The sequence below is a fragment of the Microvirga sp. P4_G7 genome, from assembly GCF_056401005.1.
In genome coordinates this window covers 1-543 of the sequence record NZ_JBFUKD010001188.1, presented here as the reverse complement: position 1 = coordinate 543, position 543 = coordinate 1, and the positions used below count along the sequence as shown (strand labels likewise).

The window sequence follows — 543 nt, the reverse complement described above, 5'->3', positions numbered from 1 at the left end:
ATGCCGAACCGTCCGCAAGTGTCGCCGTCAGCGTCAAGCTGCTGTCGACGTCGACGAAGGTGCCAGCCGGGAGTTGGTAACTCCAGGACGTATCCTCCGCCACGCTCTGCGCGATCGGCGTCATGGCGACCACGGGCGCATCGTTCACCGCGGCGACATCGAGCGCGAAGATCGCATCGGTGCTGAGCGTCCCATCSCTGGCGGTCACCTTGATCGACAGCGCGCCGTTCCAGTTATGCGGCGGCGTACCGCKGAAAGTCCCGGTCGTGGCATCGAACGTCATCCAAACCGGCAATGCCGAACCGTCCGCAAGTGTCGCCGTCAGCGTCAAGCTGCTGTCGACGTCGACRAAGGTGCCAGCCGGGAGTTGGTAACTCCASGRCGTRTCYTCCGCCACGCTCTGCGCGATCGGCGTCATGGCGACCACGGGCGCATCGTTCACCGCGGCGACATCGAGCGCGAAGATCGCATCGGTGCTGAGCGTCCCATCCCTGGCGGTCACCTTGATCGACAGCGACAGCGCGCCGTTCCAGTTATGCGGCG

Annotated in this window: 1 protein-coding gene; it reads right to left on the bottom strand. The window is 65.1% G+C overall.

From position 1 onward, the window contains the following. The coding region (locus AC1DT3_RS23800; protein ID WP_477467608.1) for a putative Ig domain-containing protein at positions 1 to 543 on the bottom strand (543 nt) is incomplete at both ends.